We start from the raw sequence: 15,545 nt of genomic DNA on the forward strand, positions 1-15,545 counted from the left end.
CGGAACCCATGAACACTGTCCCAGCAGGAAGAGCGCTGCTCCGAACCGGTCCGACCCAATCTGGAGCGTCGTGTTCATGGGTTCCGGGCTCGGCCCAAGGGGCCGCCCCGGAATGACGGCGGCGGTTCCGAATGCGACCAATCAAAAGGCTAGAGCCGGAGTTCACAGGCCCCTGGCTTTCAGGAAGCTGGCCGCGACGGTGCGCGGCTCCTTCTTGTCGACCTCGACCTGCCGGTTGAGCTCCTGCATGACGGGGTTGTCGAGCAGGGCGTTCACCTTCTCCAGGGTGGCGACCACCGTCTCGTTCTTCGCGATGTCGGGGCGGACGACAGGCGCCAGGAAATAAGGCGGGAACAGGCCCTTGTCGTCGTCGAGCGCGACGAACTTCTCGGCCGCGATCTGCCAGTCAGTCGAGAAGCCGTTGGCGATGTCGATCTGCTTCTGCGTCAGCGCATCGTAGCGCAGGCGCAGCGCGGCGAACTGCTTGAACTCGCGGAACTGCGCGCCATAGACCTCCTTCAGCCCGGCGATGCCGTCGCGCCGGTCGACGAACTCGGTGCCGGCGCCGAGGCTGAGCTTGTCCGCCACCTTGCCGAGATCGCTGAGGGTCTTGAGGTTGTATTCCTTGGCCGTCTCCGGCCGGACCACGATCGCATAGCCATTGTTGATATTGGACGGCTTCAGCCAGGTCAGGTTGAACTCCTTCTCGTAGAAGGCCTTGACGATCTGGCGCACCTTCTCGGGATCGGTCTCGGTTGTCGTCGCCTTCATCACCGCGTTGAAGCCGGTGCCGGTATATTCCGGATAGAGATCGATCGCGCCGCTCTTCAGAGCCTCATGCGCGACCAGCGTGCCGCCGAGATTGATCTTGCGCTCGACCTTGAAGCCGGCCTTCTCCAGCGCGGCGGCATAGAGCTCCGCCACGATGAACTGCTCGGTGAAGTTCTTCGAGCCGATCTTGATGGTCTGCGCCGTGACGGCCGTCACGGACGAGGCGATGAGCGCGGCAGCCGCGAAGAGCGTGGAGATGAGACGCATGGCGGTAAGCTCCTGAGCGTCGGTGGATGACAGGCTAGCAAGCGGGGCGGCCGGTGCAAGCGGCACAGGAAATCAGCCTGCCGCGGTGGCTGGTGACCGGTCGGCTCATGCTCGAACTATCCGGTGGGCGGCGGGTTCCGTTCGCCGCCGCGGATCGCTGTCGGCAGACGGTTCTCGGCTGGCGAAAGCGGGCAGACCCAGGCGACGGAATGGGCGCAGGATGGAAAGTAGGCGAAGTTGAAGTCGAGGATCAGCCGGCCGTCATCATTCGTGCCGAGATCGGCGCTCTTGATCGTGTCGAGGAGATAGCGCCCGGCGGGGTAGGTTTCGTCGTGGTTGGTCAGGTCGCCGAAGGGCAGGAAGACGCCGCCGCCATAGCCGGTGATCCAATAGAGCGTGAGTTCCTTGCCAAGCTGGGCAGCGAGCCCGTCGGTGAGTGCGAACGGGACCAGCCGGACCGCCTCGTCTTCGCCGAGGCTGATATCGATGGCCTCGCGACCAGCGACACTCCGCAGTCCGACATCAAAGCGGAGTGCGGGATCATAGGGAAAACAGTCGATTCCGCGAAAGCGGGTGCGCCGTTCCGGCGGGAGCGGCGATTGGACGTGCTCGCGGAAGAGCCGGTCGCGCGTGCTGCGCCAGTGCTCCCAGCCCTCGCGCCCCGGCATGGAGCGGATCGCCGCGTAGAGATCGGCGACCTGCCGCCGCCAATCGTGCAGGCTCGAGAACTGCCCGAGCACGCCGGCATCCGGCCGGGTCCGAGCCGCCTCCAGGAGTTCGTCGGTCATCGAGGCTCCCTCCCATTCGGACCATCGCCGCTCCCTGCGATCGAACTCGGTTCACGACGACCTGAAAAAGGTTGCGCACGAAAGCAGCGTCTCGCTGTCACCTCACGTCAGTGGCGTAGCCTCTCGCCTTACGACAGCTCAGGCAATCGGCCGCAGATCTCCGAGCACGGTCGGGATCAGCTCCGAGACGGTCGGATGGATCGGCACGGCCCATTGCAGGGTGGGGTAGGGGGAGCCGGCGTTCATCATGTCGAGAATGCCGTGGATTGCTTCGTCGCCGCTGACGCCGAGGATCGCGGCGCCGAGGATGCGCTTTGTCTCGGCATCGGCCACGACCTTCATGAAACCCTTGGTCTCGCCGCGCTCGACCGCGCGGCCCACCCGCGTCATCGGCCGCTTGGAGACGAGCAGGGGCCGGCCGGTCTTGCGGGCCTCGGCCTCGGTCATCCCGACGCGACCAAGCGGTGGATCAATGAAGAGCGCATAGGCAGGGATGCGGTCGCTGACGCGGCGGCTTTCGCCGTTGAGGAGATTGGCGGCGACGATCTCGAAGTCGTTATAGGCGGTGTGGGTGAAGGCGCCGCGGCCATTGCAGTCGCCCAGCGCCCAGATGCCGGGAACGGAGGTCGCGAGGCCGTCATCCACGGTGATGTAGCCGCGGGCGTCCGTCGCGACGCCGGCCTTGTCGAGGCCGAGATCATCCGTGTTGGGCCGGCGGCCCACCGCCAGCAAGACATGCGAGCCGACCACCTCGGGTTCGCCGGAGGTGCAATCGACGCCGACCGCCACGCCGTCCGGATGCGGCTTGAAGGCGATGCAGGTCGCGTTCGTGCGCACCGCGATCCCTTCTTCCGACAGGATCTCCCGGATCGCCTCGGAGACGTCCTCATCTTCGCGGGCGATCAGCCGCGGTCCCTTCTCGACGACAGTGACCTCAGCGCCGAAGCGCCGGTACATTTGCGCGAATTCGAGGCCGATATAGCTCCCGCCCACGACGACCAGATGCTTCGGGACGGTATCGAGCCGGAGGATGGAGGTGTTGGTCAGGTAATCGACCTGGTCGATGCCCGGCATGTCCGGCACGCTGGCGCGCCCGCCGACATTGATGAAAATGCGAGGCGCTCGCAGGAGGGTCTCGCCCACCCGGAGGAGATCCGGCCCTTCGAAGCGCGCGTGCCCCTGGAAGACGGTCACACCGTCCATGCCGCGAAGCCAGGTTTCGACACCGGTGCGGGCGTTGATCGTGACGGTATTGGCGCGGGCCTGGACCCGCTTCATGTCGATGCGGATCGGGCTTTCGATCCCGACCCCGTACTCGGCGCCGCGGCGGGCCTGATGCGCCGCATAGGCGCTGGCAACCAGCGTCTTGGTCGGCATGCAGCCGGTGTTGACGCAGGTTCCGCCGAACAGGTGGCGCTCGGCGAAGGCCACCTTTATCCCCGAGGCGGTCAGCCGCGCCGCAAGGGAGGGGCCGGCCTGTCCGGCCCCGATGATCATGGCGTCGAAGCTGTGCTCCATGGCCTGGGTTCCCGTAAATGTTGCGGGCAGGGGGCAGCAATACTCTTCCGCAGCGTCCAAACTGATCGGGTCGACCTCAGTCCGCAGCGCTTCTGTTTGATCCGCGACCACTGCGGACTGCCGATGAGGATGGGAACTACTGCGCCCCGGAAATCATTGGGCGATTTCCTGCAGCAGCCAGCCATTGCCATCGGGGTCACCGAAGGTGGCCTAGGAGCGATAGCTACGCGCCTCAGGAGCGCGACCGCCGATTATCTGCCGGCCTGGACTGGTCCGATGGAACACCTCGCTTATCTCGGTGCCGCGCCTGACGAGGTCGGCCCATATCAGAGCCCGTCTTCAGGCAGCTGGCCCGTCAATTCCGGTGCGTGGGTCGTATTGTTTTATGGGACAAAGTATCACTCTCTCGCGCCACCGGATAAGCAGGGGAGTTGGCGCTTCAATCAAGTATTTTTCAAGCCGGCTCACCCGGCTTTCTCTTGGCCAGAGGTCGGAGCAGGTGGCTGCCGTGTAGCCCGATACGAGAAGCGTTCAGGGCTGGACGCGGGATCGGTCCGGCCCATCTGGCGTCAGGCTTGGAGCTCGCCAGCATCGCACGGTATGAGTGGGGTTGACCCGAACGTTATTGGGAACGTCCCGTGCGCATTCCTCGTGAAAGTCGCCGCAGCGGGGGCCGAAAGCGCAACCGGCAGGCGGGGCGGCCAAATCGGGCGGCGAGCCGGGAATGGCCTTCAGCCGCTCGTCTTTGCCGAGGGTGGCATGGGCGCGGGAGGCGAGCAGGCCGCGCGTATAAGGATGCGCTGGGTTGCGGATGACGTCCCGACACGAGCCGCTCTCGACGATGCGCCCCGCATACATCACTGCGATCCGGTCTGCGACCTCGACTGCGACGCCGATATCGTGAGTCACGAAGACGATGGCGAGGCCGAATTCACGCTGCAATTCCCGCAGCAGCAGCAGGACCTGAATCTGCACGGTTGCGTCGAGGGCCGTCGTCGGCTCGTCGGCTAGCAGCACTTTCGGCCTGCAGGCGAGGGCGAGTGCGATCATGGCGCGCTGACGCATGCCGCCCGACATCTCATGCGGGAAATTATCGAGCCGGCGCTCCGGCGAGGGAATGCGGACGCGCTCGAACAATTCGAGCCCGCGCTTGCGGCCTTCGGCGCGCGAGACGCCCTCGTGGCGCATCACCGTCTCGGCGATCTGGTCGCCTATGCGATAGACCGGATCGAAGGCGAGGCCGGGATCCTGGAAAATCATGGAAACGGTTTTGCCGCGATAGGCGCGCAGGGCCGAGGGAGAAAGCGCCAGCACATCCTCGCCATCGACCTGGATGGAGCCGCCAATCTTCGCGGATTTCGGATGGAGACGCATCAGCGCCCGCAAAGTGACACTCTTGCCGGAGCCGGATTCGCCGAGGAGGGCCACGGTCTCGCCGGGCTTCAGCGAGAGGTCGACGCCGCAGACGGCGCGGACCATGCCGCGCCCGGCCGCGAAATCGACGGTGAGGTCCCTGGCCTCGACGATGTCGGCTTTACTGTTGGTCATGCGGCCGCGAGCCTCGGATGGCCGGAAGCGGGATTGACGAGATGGCAGGCAGCGAAATGCTGGGGGCTGGCCGCAGCGAGCTCGGGCTCGGCATGGCTGCACAGCGCCGAGGCCATCCTGCAGCGCGGGTGGAAGCGGCAGCCGCTCGGCGGGTTGATCGGGTTCGGCGGGTCGCCGGTCAGCGGTGCCTCCTGCGTCAGGTTGTCGGGGTCCATCGACGGCATCGAGGAGAGTAGCGCGGCCGTATAGGGATGGCCCGGCTTCTCGAAGATCGGCTCGGAGGGACCGACTTCGGCGACCTTGCCGAGATACATCACCATGATCCGGTCGGACATGAAGCGCACGACGTTGAGATCGTGGGTGATGAACATGTAGGTCAGACCGAAATCGCGCTTGAGGTCGAGCAGGAGGTTGAGGACCTGCGCCTCGACCGACTTGTCGAGCGCCGAAACGGCCTCATCGAGGATGAGCAGGCGCGGGTTGAGCGAGAGCGCACGGGCGATGTTGACGCGCTGGCGCTGGCCACCGGAGATCTCGTGTGGATAGCGCCCGGCGAAGCGGCGTGGCTCCAGGCCGACGCGATGCAGCAGGTCATGTGCTGTGGCGATCGACGCCGCCGCCGAAGCACCATGGATGCGCGGGCCGAAAGCGACCGTGTCTTCGACAGTGAGTCTGGGATTGAGCGAGGCGTAGCTATCCTGGAAGACCATTTGGACCTGGCGGCGGAAGGCCTTGAGGTCGAGCGCGGCGGAGCCGACCTTCTCGCCGTCGAAGAGGATGTCGCCGGCATCGGGCTTGATGATCTGCATCACCAGCCGGGCCGTGGTCGACTTGCCGCAGCCGGATTCGCCGACGATGCCGAGCGTCTCCCCCTTGGCGACGCTGAAATCGACGCCATCGACGGCGCGGACGGTGCCGCTCGGCCTGCCGAAGAGCCCGCGCTTGCCTCCGAAATGCTTGACCAGCCCGCGCACGTCGAGGAGCGGCGTGCCGGCGCCGCCGCGGTCACGCGGATCGTTCGCCAACTCGCTCATTGCCGCACCTCCATCGCGCTCCGCAGCCCGTCGGAGAACAGATTGAAGGAGATCGAGGTGATGAAGATCATCACGCCCGGCAACGCCGCGACCAGCGGCTGGTTGTAGATCGCGGTGCGCAAGGTGTTCAGCATCAGGCCCCATTCCGGCTCCGGCGGCTTCACGCCCAGGCCGAGGAAGGAGAGGCCGGAGGAGAGGATCATCGAGACGCTGATCAGGCTGGTCGCATAGACGAAGATCGGCCCGAGCACGTTGCCGAGCACATGGACCCGCACGATGGTCAACATGCCCGCCCCGGATATGCGGGCAGCCTCGACGAAATCGCGGTTGCGTGTCTGGGTCGTGACCGATTCCGCGATGCGGGCGATCTGCGGCACAAACACGACGGTCAGCGAAACGATCGAGTTGAGGATACCGGCGCCGAGCGCTCCCGAGAGAGCGATCGCCAGCAGCACCGAGGGGAAGGCGAAGAACACGTCGATGACGCGCATCACCACGGTGTTGATCCAGCCACCGACATAGGCGGCGAAGATGCCGATCGACGAGCCGATAACGAAGGCGAGAATCACAGGCGTTACGCCCATGAAGAGCGAGAGCCGGCCGCCATAAATCAGGCGCGAGAGCAGATCGCGGCCGAGTTCGTCCGTGCCGAGCGGATAGCCCGTTGTGCCGATGGGCCGCAGCCGCCGCACCATCGAGCCGCGAAACGGATCGGCCGGCGCAAGGTAGGGTGCGAAGATCGCGGCGAGCACGATGAGCAGGATTACGGCCAGTGCGAACATCGCGACGGGATCGCGCACCAGCCTGCGGCCAACGCTCGACCAGTAGCCCTCGCTCCTGACGGGGGTGACCGTGACGATCGCGCCGGCGTCGATTGTGGTCATGCGGTCAACCTCGCTGGATGCGTGGATCGAGCGCGGTCTGGACCACGTCGACGATCAGGTTCAGGCCGACGAAGAAGAGCGCGAGCACGAGTATAGTGCCTTGCAGCAACGGCAGGTCCCGCTGGAAGATCGCGGTGTTGAGCAGGAAGCCGGTACCCGGCCAGGCAAAGACAGTCTCGATCAGAATCGAGCCGCCGAGCAGATAGCCAAGCTGCAGGCCCATCACGGCGAGTGCGGTGGGCGCGGCGTTGCGCACGACATGCTTGAACACGTCCCACTCGCCCATGCCCTTCGCCCGAAGTGCCTGGACGAAATCCTGCGAGAGGATGTCGGCGACGAGCGCCCGCACCGTGCGCGCGATGATACCCATCGGGATGGCCGACATCGTGATGGCCGGCAGGATGATGTAGCGCAGGTGCTCCCAGTCGAACCGCCAGGCGGTCGAGCCGCCGGGGCCGGCGCCGGTCGAGGGCAGCCAGCCGAGGATGGCCGAGAAGACGATCACCATCACCATGCCGAGCCAGTAATGCGGCACGCTGACGCCGAGGATCGAGACCAGCGAGGCGATCCGATCGAGCATGCTGCCGCGGAAATAGCCGGCGACGAAGCCGAAGAAGGTGCCGAAGCCGAAGCCGATCAGGGTCGCGAGCGAGGCCAGGATCAGCGAGTTGCCGACGGCGCGACCGACCTCGGAGACCACCGGGCGGCCGGACGCGATCGAGGCGCCGAGATCGCCGTGCAGCACCTTCCAGAGCCAGAGCCCGTATTGCACCGGCAACGGCTTGTCGAAGCCATAGGCGGCGCGCATCTCCGCCTGCTGCGCGGCGGTGGCATCGATCGGCATGATGGCGGTCAGGGGATCGCCCGGCGCGAGATGGACGAGCATGAAGCAGACGATGCTGACGCCGAAGGCGACAGGCAGAACGTAGACGAGGCGCTTCAGGGCGTAGAGGAGCAAGGATCATCTCCAGACGGGAGGCGCGGCCGCGCGAAGCGGTCGCGCCGTCGCGTTCTCACTTGTCCATCGTGATCGGCGAGAAGTCCTGGAACCAGTTCTGCGCCTGGACGAAGCCCTTCACCTTGGCGGTCATGGCGCGGGGATTGACGTCATGCGTCACCATCAGGAAGAGCGCGTCGTCGACATATTTCTCGTGGATCTTCTGCAGGATCGCGGTCTGCGCCTTCGGATCGAAGGTGTTGCGGACCTGGTCGAAGAGCTTGTCCATCTCCGGATCGCAGTAATAGCCCCAATTGGTGCCGGCCGGCGGGGCGAGGTTGCACTGGAGATGACGGATGAAGCCGGTGAAGGGGTCCTGGATGAAGTAGGTGTAGTTCATGCCGGTGCCGCCACGCGAGCTCGCGTCCTTGGCGCCGGCGCGCCAGATGTTGATGAGCTGGTTCCACTCGACCACCTCGAAATCGACCTTGATGCCGATATCGGCAAGGTTCTGCTGCACCAGCTCGTTCATCGGCAGCGGCTGCATCTGGCCGGAGCCCGAGGGTGAGATCAGGATCTTGGTGACGAGCGGCTTCTCCGGCGTGTAGCCAGCCTCCTTCATCAGCTTCTTGGCCTCGTCCGGCTTGTATTCGAGCTTGAAGCTAGGCTCGCCGAACCATTGGTGGCCGGGCGGATAGAAGCCTTCTGCTGGGATCATCATGCCCGCCAGCAGCTCCTTCATACCCTCGCGGTCGATCGCAAGATTGGCGGCCTTGCGGATGCGGATGTCGTTCCAGGGCGAGCCTTCGGCGCGCGACAGGTGCCAGGTCCAGTTGTGCGGATAGGCATTGGTGACGATCTTGAAGCCGGCCGATGTCAGCGATTTCGCCGCGTCCGGAGCCGGCGCCTCGATCCAGTCGACCTGGCCGGAGCGTAAGGCCGCGACGCGGGCATTGGCCTCCGGCAGCGGCAGCAGGATCATCTTGTCGAGCTTGGGAACGCGCGTCTTGTCCCAGTAGTCCGGATTCGGGGCCAGCTCGGCGCGCTCGCGCGGCACGAAGCCCGCCAGCTTCCACGGGCCGGTGCCGGAGGGCGATTTGGCGACATTTTCCCAGCTCTTGCCCTGCTTCTCCCAGTTGGCCGGCGAGGACATCAGGATCCAGGCGAGCTGATAGGGCAGGGTCGCGTCGGGCGACTTGGTGACGATCTCCAACGTCAGCGGGTCGACGGCGCGATATGAGGCGACGGCCGGGATGCGCGACTTGCCCTGCGCCGACTGGCGCTGGTCGAATTGCGGCGCGTCGTTCTTCAGAAGCTTGTCGAAGTTCCAGACCACGGCCTCGGCCGTGAAGGCCGAGCCGTCATGGAACTTCACGTCGGGGCGGAGCTTGAAGAGCCACTTGGTCTTGGTCGTATCAGCAGGATCGAGCCCCCAGCTGAGCGCCAGGCCGGGCACCAGGTCGGAAGGCTTGGTCGCGCTCGACAGGTCCCAGTTGATCAGCGCGTCATAAACCGTATAGCCCATGAAGCGCATGCCCTCGCCGCCATTGTCAGTCTGGCCGGTTGTCAGCGGGATGTCGGAGGCCGTCATGCCGATCCGCAGCGTGCCTTGCGCCCAGGCAGTGGCTTGAAGAGCCGGCAGGATGGCCAGCACGAAAGCGGTCTTGAGAATAGATTGGCGCATGGAGCCCTCCAGATGGCATCAAGCCACCTGAGCAAGCACCGTGCCATTCGAGGTATCCAGCTGGTTCGTGTAGCAGCGTTTGATGCCGCGGCCGGGGATGCTCAGGTTCTGTTGGCGGCTATGGTGCTTGTGCTGGCTCGACCGAATAGGAGCCCACCGCTTTGGCCCGAAGAGGCTTGCTCCAAAAAGAGCGCTCGGCCGTTGAATTGGGAGCCGCTGGATGCCAGCGCTTTGAAATCCAAGGTTTGGCATATTCTATGCTTTGAGAAATTAGCCCATCTGGGCGTTTCCTCCCTAAACTCAGCCCGCGCCATTTATGGCCGCGGGCTTCTTCTTACCTTGGCGCCGGCGGTCTCGAATGTTGGCTTCGCTGGCGTCTGCCGGGGTTCAATATTCAGTGCAGCAGGCCAGCTGGCAGTCTCGGCGCCAGCCACACGTGTGCCAACAGTCCCCGACGCGCATGCTCTCAAAAGCGCCGTCTCCCACATCTGATGATGAATTGTCGCAACGGACATTCAACGCGATCACGCGCGGCAGCGCGTTGGCCGCGGGTTCGTGCCAGGTAGGCTCTACCGGTGAGAGCTGATGAAATTCTCACCATCAATCACAGGAGATTAATTGTTGGGCAGATACCGGCTCATTGTATGCAAAAATGCAGCGGCCCATCGCCGGAGAAGCTCCTTATCGCGGTGAAAGGGCTCTAAACGCTCGGCACGGTAACTGCATTGCCTCTCCCGAACTGAAGCGTCCGGCGCCCAGAGCCGCCGGCAATCTCGGGAGAGCATCATGGCCATCACGCGTCGCGCCGCCATTGCCGGAGGCCTGTCCGCGCCATTCCTGATGACGGGGCGCGCCGGGGCCCAATCGCCCAGCCGCAGCGAGACGCTCCTGCTCGTGCAGGAATACGGCCCGAACAGCCTGGACATGCAGGGCATCGGCGCGTCGCAGCCCGTGAACGGCGTCGCGCTCAACTGCTACGACAGGCTGCTGCGCTTCAAGCCGGTTCCGATCCCGGCCGGCGGCGGCAACCAGGTCTCGATGGGCGAGCTCGAAGGCGAGCTTGCGGAGAGCTGGCAGATCGCCTCCGACGGCATGAGCTGCACCTTCAAACTGCGCGACGCCAAGTTCCATTCCGGCCGCCCCGTCACCGCCAAGGACGTGAAGTGGTCGCTCGATCGCGCCGTCACCATAGGCGGCTTCGCGACGACGCAGATGAATGCCGGATCGCTGGAGAAGCCGGAGCAGTTCGTCGTCGTCGACGACAAGACCTTCCGGGTCGATTTCCTGCGCAAGGACAAGCTGACCATGCCGAACCTGGCGGTCACGATCCCCTTCGTCTTCGACTCCGAACTCGCCATCAAGAACAGCGGCGGGGACCCGCTCGCCAAGGAATGGCTGAAGAACAACGTCGCCGGCTCCGGCGCCTTCAAGGTCGAGAGCTGGAAGCCGGGGGTCGAGACGATCTATGTCCGCAACGACGACTGGGCGAGCGGACCTCTGCCGAAGCTGCGCCGCATCATCGCCCGCGACATCGCCTCGCCCTCGACGCGGCGCGCGCTGATCGAGCGCGGCGATGCCGACATCTCCTATGGTCTGCCGCCGAAGGACTTCAAGGATCTGCTCGACGGCGGCAAGATCAATGTCGTCGGGGTGCCGATCCCGAACGGCGTCTGGGGGCTCTACCTCAACAGCCAGGTCGGCCCGTTCAAGGATGTCCGCCTGCGCCAGGCCGTCGCCTGGGTGCTGCCCTACGACAAGATGCTGCAGGCGTCGCTCTTCGGCCGCGGCGTCGACATGTCCGGCGGTCCGGAGACGCCGAAGCCGGCCTGGCCGACGCCTTTCGCCTACAAGACCAATGTCGAGAAAGCGAAGGCGCTCGTCGCGGCCGCTGGCGGCGGCTTCTCGACGACGCTGCAGTTCGACGCCGGCAACGCGACCGTGGCCGAGCCGATGTCGGTGCTGATCAAGGAAGCGCTCGGCTCGATCGGCATCGAGGTCGAGATCACCAAGGTTCCGGGCGCGAATTTCCGCACCGAGATCGCCAAGAAGACCAATCCGATGACGCTGAACCGCTTCGCCGGCTGGCTCGACTATCCGGACTACTACCTGTTCTGGACGATGCACGGCAACAATTCGATCTTCAACATCGCCAATTACCAGAACCCGGAACTCGACAAGCTGATCGACGCTGCGCGCTTCACTACCGACAAGGCGGCTTACGAGAAGTTCGTGGTCGACTTTGTCAAGCTGGTCGAGCGCGAGGTGCCGATGATCCCGATCGCGCAGCCGACGCATGACGTGGCGATGCAGAAGTCGATCGGCGGCTATCAGTTCCAGCCCTGCCGCGAGCCGGATTTCCGCTACTTGACCAAGGGCTGACGCTTCGCTGCGAGCGGGCGCGAAACGCCCGCTCGTCATGCACTGTCGAATACCAGGGAGCCTGGCATGCTGAGCATGATCGCCGCCCGCCTGAAGACCACGATCCCTTCGGTGATCGGCGTCATCATCGTGACCTTCCTGCTGACGCGCGTGTTGCCCGGCGATACGGCCGCCTATTTCGCCGGCCCGGCCGCCTCGAACGAGGCGATCGCCGAGATCCGCGGCAAGCTCGGGCTCGACAGGCCGCTGCCGGTCCAGTTCGTCTCCTATGTCACGGCACTGGTGAGGGGCGATCTCGGCACCTCGCTGACGACGGGACAGCCGGTCACGGCCGACCTCGCGCAGCGCCTGCCGGCCTCGGCTGAGCTCACCTTGTTCGGCCTGCTGATCTCGATGGCGGTCGCGTTGCCGCTGGGTGTGCTGGCGGCGGTGCGGCAGGGTTCCTGGATCGACCATCTCTGCCGGATCGTCGCCACGGCCGGCGTCTCGCTGCCGGTTTTCTTCACCGGGCTGCTGCTGGTCTATGTCTTCTATTTCATCCTCGGCTGGGCTCCCGCGCCGCTCGGGCGGCTCGATGTCTTCTTCTCCGAGCCGCCACGCGTCACCGGCTTCCTGCTGATCGACAGCCTGATCGCGTGGGATCTCGAGATATTCCGGGCTGCGCTCTCTCAGCTTCTGCTGCCGGCGCTGACGCTCGCGATCTTCTCGCTGGCGCCGATCACCCGGATGACGCGCGCTTCGATGCTCGCCGTGCTCGGCGCCGATTTCGTGCGCACGGCCCGCGCCAGCGGCCTTTCCGGCCGCAAGGTCATCGGCACCTACGCCTTCCGCAACGCCATGCTGCCGGTCGTCACCACGCTCGGCATGGTCTTCTCCTTCCTGCTCGGTGCCAATGTGCTGGTCGAGAAGGTCTTCGCCTGGCCCGGCGTCGGCTCCTACGCGGTCGAGGCGTTGCTGGCCTCGGACTACGCGCCGATCCAGGGCTTCGTGCTGACGATGGCGATCCTCTACGTCGCGCTGAACCTGATGATCGACATTCTCTACGGTGTCATCGACCCCCGTGTCCGGCTGGAGGGCTAAAGCATGAACGAGGTGAGCAAGATCGAGCCCGCCCAGTTGCGCTTCGAGGCGCCGCCCTCGACGTCGCTTCTCGCCCATGCCCGGCACATCGTCGCGGAAAACCCCGTCACCGGCTTCGCCTTCGGGCTGTTCGCGCTGATCCTGCTGGCGGCGATCTTCGGTCCCTGGCTCGTCCCCTATGATCCTCTGGCCTCGAATACCAACGCGGCCCTGCAGGGGCCGAGCACGGCCCACTGGTTCGGCACCGACCAGCTCGGCCGCGACATCTTCAGCCGCGTCGTCGCGGCGACGCGGCTCGACTTTTCGATCGCCGTCACCTCAGTCGCGCTCGTCTTCCTGCTCGGCGGGCTCGCCGGCGTCATGGCCGGCTTCTTCGGCGGCTGGGTCGACACGCTGGTCGGACGCATCGCCGATACGATCATGGCCTTCCCGCTCTTCGTGCTGGCGATGGGCATCGTCGCGGCGCTCGGCAACAGCGTGACCAACATCGTCATCGCCACTGCCATCATCAACTTCCCGCTCTATGCTCGCGTCGCCCGTGCCGAGGCCAATATCCGCCGCGAGGCAGGCTTCGTGCAGGCCGCTCGGCTCTCGGGCAATTCGGAATGGCGGCTGCTGCTGACGCAGATCGTGCCCAACATCATGCCGATCATGGCCGTGCAGATGTCGCTGACCATGGGCTACGCCATCCTGAACGCGGCGGGGCTGTCCTTCATCGGTCTCGGCGTCAGGCCGCCCACGCCGGAATGGGGCATCATGGTCGCCGAGGGAGCGAGCTTCATCGTCTCCGGCGAGTGGTGGGTCGCCTTCTTCCCAGGCTTGGCCCTGATGACCGCGGTGTTCTGTTTCAACCTGCTCGGGGACGGCGTGCGCGACCTCGTCGACCCGCAGCGGAGGAACTGACGATGAGCACGCCTCTCCTCAACGTCCGGAACCTCACCGTCGAATTCGCCACCCGCCGCGGCACGGTGCAGGCGGTGAAGGCGATCGACATCAGCGTCGGCAAGGGCGAAACGGTCGCCATCGTCGGCGAATCCGGCTCCGGAAAATCCGTGACCTCCTATGCCGTGGTGCGCATCCTCGACCGTGCCGGCCGGGTGGCCGATGGCTCGATCGCATTTTCCGGCGTCGACCTCGTCTCTGCGACGGAGGCGCAGATGCGCGACCTGCGCGGGCGCGAAATCTCGATGATCTTCCAGAACCCGCGCGCCGCGCTGAACCCGATCCGCAAGGTCGGCAAGCAGATCGAGGACGTACTCCTCCAGCACGTCCAGGCGACGCGCGCGACCGCGCGGGAGAAGGCGATCGAGGCGCTGGAGAAGGTCAGGATCGCGCGCGCCGCCGAACGCTACGACGCCTATCCGTTCGAGCTCTCCGGCGGCATGTGCCAGCGCGTGGTCATCGCGCTGGCACTGGCCTGCCAGCCGCAGCTCCTGATCGCGGACGAGCCGACAACCGGCCTCGACGTCACCACCCAGAAGGCGGTGATGGACCTCATCGTCGAGCTGACGCGCGAGCGCGGTATGTCGACCATCCTGATTACCCACGATCTCGGCCTCGCCGCCGCCTATTGCGACAAGGTGGTGGTGATGGAGAAGGGCCGCGTCGTGGAGACGGCGAGCGCCGCCGAGATCTTCCGCAACCCGCAGCACCCCTATACGCGCAAGCTGATGCAGGCGACGCCCCGCATCGGGATGAGCCTGCGCGATCTCTTGCCGAACGATCAGGCGAAGCGCGCGCCCTCCAGGCCGCCGGCCGCGCCGGCCGCCGCGAAATCCCGGCCAGCCTCGTCCGGCGAAGCGCCTCTTCTCGTCGTCGAGAACCTGATCAAGGAATATCCGCGCCCGGCCAAGGGCAGCTTCCTCGCGAAGCTCCGCGGCAAGGCCGAGCCCGAAAAGCCGGCCTTCCGCGCCGTCGACGGCATCGGCTTCGAGGTCCGGCGCGGGGAAACGCTGGGGCTCGTCGGAGAATCCGGCTGCGGCAAATCGACGACGTCGATGATGGTCAACCGCCTCCTCGACCCGACAGCGGGACGCATCGTCTTCGACGGCCACGACATCGGCGCGATCCCGGCGAAGCAGTTCGCCGCATCGCTTTTCCGGCGGCGCATCCAGATGGTGTTCCAGGATCCGACCGACAGCCTCAATCCGCGCTTCACCGCCGAGCGGGCCATCGTCGATCCGATCCTGCGCATGGGGAGCATCCGGGGACGAGCGGCGCTCCGGGCCCGCTGCGAGGAACTCGCCCAGCTCGTCGGCCTGCCGGTCGAGCTGATCGACCGCTTCCCGCATCAGCTCTCCGGCGGGCAGAAGGCGCGCGTCGGCATCGCGCGGGCGATCGCGCTCGACCCCGATCTCGTCATCCTCGACGAGCCGACGGCGGCCCTCGACGTCTCGGTCCAGGCCGTCGTGCTCAACCTGCTGGACGAACTCAAGCAGCGGCTCGGCATGAGCTACATCTTCGTCTCGCACGATCTCAACGTCGTGCGCCTGCTGTGCGACCGGGTCATCGTCATGCGCGGCGGGCAGATCATCGAGCAGGGCACGGCTGAAGAGGTGCTCGGTGCTCCCAGGGCGGAGTATACGAAAGAGCTGCTGACGGCGATTCCGCACCCGCCGACGTAGACATTGCCACCACCACGCCACGCCGAAGCAG

General features: G+C 65.5%; 12 protein-coding genes. 4 read left to right on the top strand and 8 right to left on the bottom strand.

Features of this window, described 5'->3' with window-relative positions; translation table 11 throughout:
- Positions 1 to 162: 162 nt before the first annotated feature.
- From FQV39_RS02705 to FQV39_RS02745, 8 genes are all read right to left on the bottom strand, one after another.
- Positions 163 to 1,038 carry a glycine betaine ABC transporter substrate-binding protein gene (locus FQV39_RS02705; protein ID WP_149128911.1) on the bottom strand — a complete coding sequence of 292 codons (876 nt, stop codon included), beginning with the start codon at positions 1,036 to 1,038 and terminating at the stop codon, positions 163 to 165.
- Between the two features lie 116 nt (positions 1,039 to 1,154).
- On the bottom strand, positions 1,155 to 1,826 hold the full coding sequence (locus FQV39_RS02710) for a DUF1684 domain-containing protein (protein WP_149128912.1): 672 nt from the start codon (positions 1,824 to 1,826) through the stop codon (positions 1,155 to 1,157).
- A gap of 138 nt (positions 1,827 to 1,964) precedes the next feature.
- Positions 1,965 to 3,344 (bottom strand): FAD-containing oxidoreductase, encoded by a 1,380-nt coding sequence (locus tag FQV39_RS02715; RefSeq protein ID WP_149128913.1) that lies wholly within the window; start codon positions 3,342 to 3,344, stop codon positions 1,965 to 1,967.
- A 531-nt stretch (positions 3,345 to 3,875) separates the two neighbouring features.
- On the bottom strand, positions 3,876 to 4,892 hold the full coding sequence (locus tag FQV39_RS02725; RefSeq protein ID WP_149128914.1) for an ABC transporter ATP-binding protein: 1,017 nt from the start codon (positions 4,890 to 4,892) through the stop codon (positions 3,876 to 3,878).
- Entirely contained in the window at positions 4,889 to 5,926 is a 1,038-nt protein-coding gene (locus FQV39_RS02730; protein ID WP_149128915.1) for an ABC transporter ATP-binding protein, read from the bottom strand. Before FQV39_RS02730 ends, FQV39_RS02725 begins: the two co-directional genes overlap by 4 nt.
- Positions 5,923 to 6,810 (bottom strand): ABC transporter permease, encoded by an 888-nt coding sequence (locus tag FQV39_RS02735; RefSeq protein ID WP_149128916.1) that lies wholly within the window; start codon positions 6,808 to 6,810, stop codon positions 5,923 to 5,925. Before FQV39_RS02735 ends, FQV39_RS02730 begins: the two co-directional genes overlap by 4 nt.
- Positions 6,811 to 6,814: 4 nt before the next feature.
- Positions 6,815 to 7,768 (bottom strand): ABC transporter permease, encoded by a 954-nt coding sequence (locus FQV39_RS02740; protein ID WP_149128917.1) that lies wholly within the window; start codon positions 7,766 to 7,768, stop codon positions 6,815 to 6,817.
- Positions 7,769 to 7,823: 55 nt separating this feature from the next.
- Positions 7,824 to 9,431 carry an ABC transporter substrate-binding protein gene (locus FQV39_RS02745; RefSeq protein ID WP_149128918.1) on the bottom strand — a complete coding sequence of 536 codons (1,608 nt, stop codon included), beginning with the start codon at positions 9,429 to 9,431 and terminating at the stop codon, positions 7,824 to 7,826.
- A 786-nt stretch (positions 9,432 to 10,217) separates the two neighbouring features.
- Here FQV39_RS02745 and FQV39_RS02750 point away from each other — a divergent pair.
- From FQV39_RS02750 to FQV39_RS02765, 4 genes are all read left to right on the top strand, one after another.
- Positions 10,218 to 11,810: an ABC transporter substrate-binding protein gene (locus FQV39_RS02750; protein WP_149128919.1), complete on the top strand. Its 1,593-nt coding sequence runs from the start codon at positions 10,218 to 10,220 to the stop codon at positions 11,808 to 11,810.
- A 66-nt stretch (positions 11,811 to 11,876) separates the two neighbouring features.
- On the top strand, positions 11,877 to 12,890 hold the full coding sequence (locus tag FQV39_RS02755; RefSeq protein WP_149128920.1) for an ABC transporter permease: 1,014 nt from the start codon (positions 11,877 to 11,879) through the stop codon (positions 12,888 to 12,890).
- A 3-nt stretch (positions 12,891 to 12,893) separates the two neighbouring features.
- Positions 12,894 to 13,793, top strand: coding sequence for an ABC transporter permease (locus FQV39_RS02760; protein ID WP_149128921.1), 900 nt, complete (start codon positions 12,894 to 12,896; stop codon positions 13,791 to 13,793).
- Between the two features lie 2 nt (positions 13,794 to 13,795).
- Positions 13,796 to 15,514 (top strand): dipeptide ABC transporter ATP-binding protein, encoded by a 1,719-nt coding sequence (locus FQV39_RS02765; protein WP_149128922.1) that lies wholly within the window; start codon positions 13,796 to 13,798, stop codon positions 15,512 to 15,514.
- Positions 15,515 to 15,545: the final 31 nt, after the last annotated feature.

Source organism: Bosea sp. F3-2, assembly GCF_008253865.1.
Classification (GTDB): Bacteria; Pseudomonadota; Alphaproteobacteria; order Rhizobiales; family Beijerinckiaceae; genus Allobosea.

Bases quoted from the DNA above. Each gene is read 5' to 3' on its own strand.
- FQV39_RS02760 (WP_149128921.1), top strand. From the start codon at position 12,894: ATGAACGAGGTGAGCAAGATCGAGCCCGCCCAGTTGCGCTTCGAGGCG.
- FQV39_RS02725 (WP_149128914.1), bottom strand. From the start codon at position 4,892: ATGACCAACAGTAAAGCCGACATCGTCGAGGCCAGGGACCTCACCGTC.
- FQV39_RS02705 (WP_149128911.1), bottom strand. From the start codon at position 1,038: ATGCGTCTCATCTCCACGCTCTTCGCGGCTGCCGCGCTCATCGCCTCG.
- FQV39_RS02715 (WP_149128913.1), bottom strand. From the start codon at position 3,344: ATGGAGCACAGCTTCGACGCCATGATCATCGGGGCCGGACAGGCCGGC.
- FQV39_RS02755 (WP_149128920.1), top strand. From the start codon at position 11,877: ATGCTGAGCATGATCGCCGCCCGCCTGAAGACCACGATCCCTTCGGTG.
- FQV39_RS02735 (WP_149128916.1), bottom strand. From the start codon at position 6,810: ATGACCACAATCGACGCCGGCGCGATCGTCACGGTCACCCCCGTCAGG.
- FQV39_RS02710 (WP_149128912.1), bottom strand. From the start codon at position 1,826: ATGACCGACGAACTCCTGGAGGCGGCTCGGACCCGGCCGGATGCCGGC.
- FQV39_RS02750 (WP_149128919.1), top strand. From the start codon at position 10,218: ATGGCCATCACGCGTCGCGCCGCCATTGCCGGAGGCCTGTCCGCGCCA.
- FQV39_RS02745 (WP_149128918.1), bottom strand. From the start codon at position 9,431: ATGCGCCAATCTATTCTCAAGACCGCTTTCGTGCTGGCCATCCTGCCG.
- FQV39_RS02765 (WP_149128922.1), top strand. From the start codon at position 13,796: ATGAGCACGCCTCTCCTCAACGTCCGGAACCTCACCGTCGAATTCGCC.
- FQV39_RS02730 (WP_149128915.1), bottom strand. From the start codon at position 5,926: ATGAGCGAGTTGGCGAACGATCCGCGTGACCGCGGCGGCGCCGGCACG.